This window comes from Paraconexibacter sp. (assembly GCF_041602235.1).
Classification (GTDB): Bacteria; Actinomycetota; Thermoleophilia; order Solirubrobacterales; family Solirubrobacteraceae; genus Paraconexibacter.
This window is the reverse complement of the sequence record NZ_JBFIGP010000448.1, coordinates 1-2,031: the sequence shown is the minus strand read 5'-3', so window position 1 is coordinate 2,031 and position 2,031 is coordinate 1. Positions and strand designations below refer to the sequence as shown.

The window sequence follows — 2,031 nt, the reverse complement described above, 5'->3', positions numbered from 1 at the left end:
CAGGGTGGACTTGTCGGGGAAGTGACCGTAGAACGTGGTGCGGGCCATCCCCGCCTCGTCCGCGATCCGTCCCACCGGCAGGGCCGTGAACGACTCGCCGTCGGTGAGCAGGCGCTCCACCGCTCCGAGCACCTGCTGCTCGACCGCCGCGCGCCGGGATCGCGTCGTGGCACCGGAGCGTCGGGTCACCGACGGCACGCCGTTCAGGCCTCCTCGCGCTGGACGCGGTTCCACTCGATCCAGCCGACGCCTGCGCGCCCGTCCCTCGCGGTGCACCGCGCCATCGCCCTCGGGAAGAACGACACACGTCCATCGGGTGCCTCCAGGCGCAGCGCGCCGAAGGCGACCGGCTCGATGTCCAGCGTCAGGTCCATGGGGCCCGCGACGATCTCCGCGCTGCTCGGCAGGCCGTTCTCCGCGACCTCGGTCGTCACCTCGATCTGCGTCACCTCGGTGATGTCCCCGTCGCGCTGGACGTAGCCCACCCCGTACCCGGGCATCTGCGGCACGCCGACCTGATGGACGTGCGTGCCGTCCTCGAGATGCAACCCGTTCCACATCCAGTCCACGGCCCACCAGTCGCGTGCGCCCCAGGAGTGGTCGCGCTGGCCGGGGCCGGCGAACGCGATCTCCTCGTCGCCGACCCGCACCGTGCCCGTGACGCGGCAGGGGATCTCGTAGCGCGTGGACTGCCGCCAGGCGTAGGGCTCGCCGTCGGTCTCCCAGACCAGATCGAAGGCGATGTCGATGGGGTCTCCGGTCTCCCCGCGCAGCGGGGCGGACTCGTCGGCGTGCGCCTGCGCCGTGCCCTCGACCGTGACGTGGAACCGGCGCAGCGGCTCCACGCAGTGATGCTCGGCGTGCACGGTTCCGGGCACGTCGACGACCTGGGCCTCGTCGTCGGCCGCCGGCAGGGGGAACGTGCCGGCGAGCATCATCGAGGGACGGCCGGGACCGCAGATGCACGCCGTGTAGAGGCACTCGTCGCGGTTCGGCAGCCGGCCCAGGCGGGTGTACACCCCGAGGTCGGTCGCATCGCTGATGGCGTCGAAGTACCACGACTCGTTCCACAGCGGCTCGGGTCCGGGCTCGTGGCTGCCCTCGTCCCGCGGCTCGGGACGCAACGGCTCCGGGGTGCCCGCGTCGGGCTCCGGCAGCAGGTCCAGCGCGTCGAGGTCGAGCACCTGCTGAGCGTTGCGCTCCAGCCAGGTCATGAACATGTCGTCGCCGCGCTCGGTGCGGACGACCACCATGGAGGCCGCGACGGTCATGAGGATCCCGTGGAAGCAGGCGCGACGGTAGCCGTCCCAGACCTCCTCCCACGGGAGGCTCCTGACGCCCTGCGCGCGCAGCTCGTCGTGGTAGACGCGCAGCAGGTCCCGCTCGCTCGCACGGCGGTCCTCGACGCTGAGGCCGCCACCGATGAAGTACGCGGCGTCCAGCATCACCGGCCCCCACGTGACCGTCTGCCAGTCCACGACCGTGCAGGTGCCGTCGCCGAAGAGCAGGTTGTCGAGCCGGTAGTCGCCGTGGACGAGCCCGAGCGGAGGGCGCTGCTCGGCCGCCCAGGCGTCGAGGACCGGGACGAACCGCGTGCACACCTCCGCGTGCTCGGGAGCCATGCGGTCCGCGTAGCGCTCCAGGAACCCGGGCAGGAGCATCTCGAGCAGCTGCTGGTTGAGCGGGTTGGGCTGGTTGAGGTAGTCGGCGGTCCCCAGCGCCAGGTCGCCGAGCACCGGGGCGTGGACGCGGGCCAGCTCGCGCAGCGCGATCTCCGCCTGCTCGACGGTGCAGCCCTCGATCTGATCACCCTGGGTGGCGCCCGCCACGTCCTCGAGCACCAGGGAGAACCACCCCTCGGCCGGGTCGTACTCGGCGTGGTGGCAGGCGGGGAGCGGCCCGCCGATGCGCCCGGCGAGATGGCGGTAGAAGGCGATCTCACGGTAGTAGGCACCCATGCCGACGCCCGTCGCGCGGCTGGTCGGGTCGTCGGAGGCGAGCTTGACCACGACGGTCTCGGGGGCGCCGCCT

At 72.2% G+C, this 2,031-nt stretch carries 2 protein-coding genes; both read right to left on the bottom strand.

The genetic code is table 11. The features are described 5' to 3' along the window. On the bottom strand, positions 1 to 189 hold a 189-nt coding region (locus tag ABYE80_RS20255), incomplete at its 3' end, for a TetR/AcrR family transcriptional regulator (protein WP_372792169.1). A 14-nt stretch (positions 190 to 203) separates the two neighbouring features. After that, the coding region (locus ABYE80_RS20250; RefSeq protein WP_372792167.1) for a phosphotransferase at positions 204 to 2,031 on the bottom strand (1,828 nt) is incomplete at its 5' end.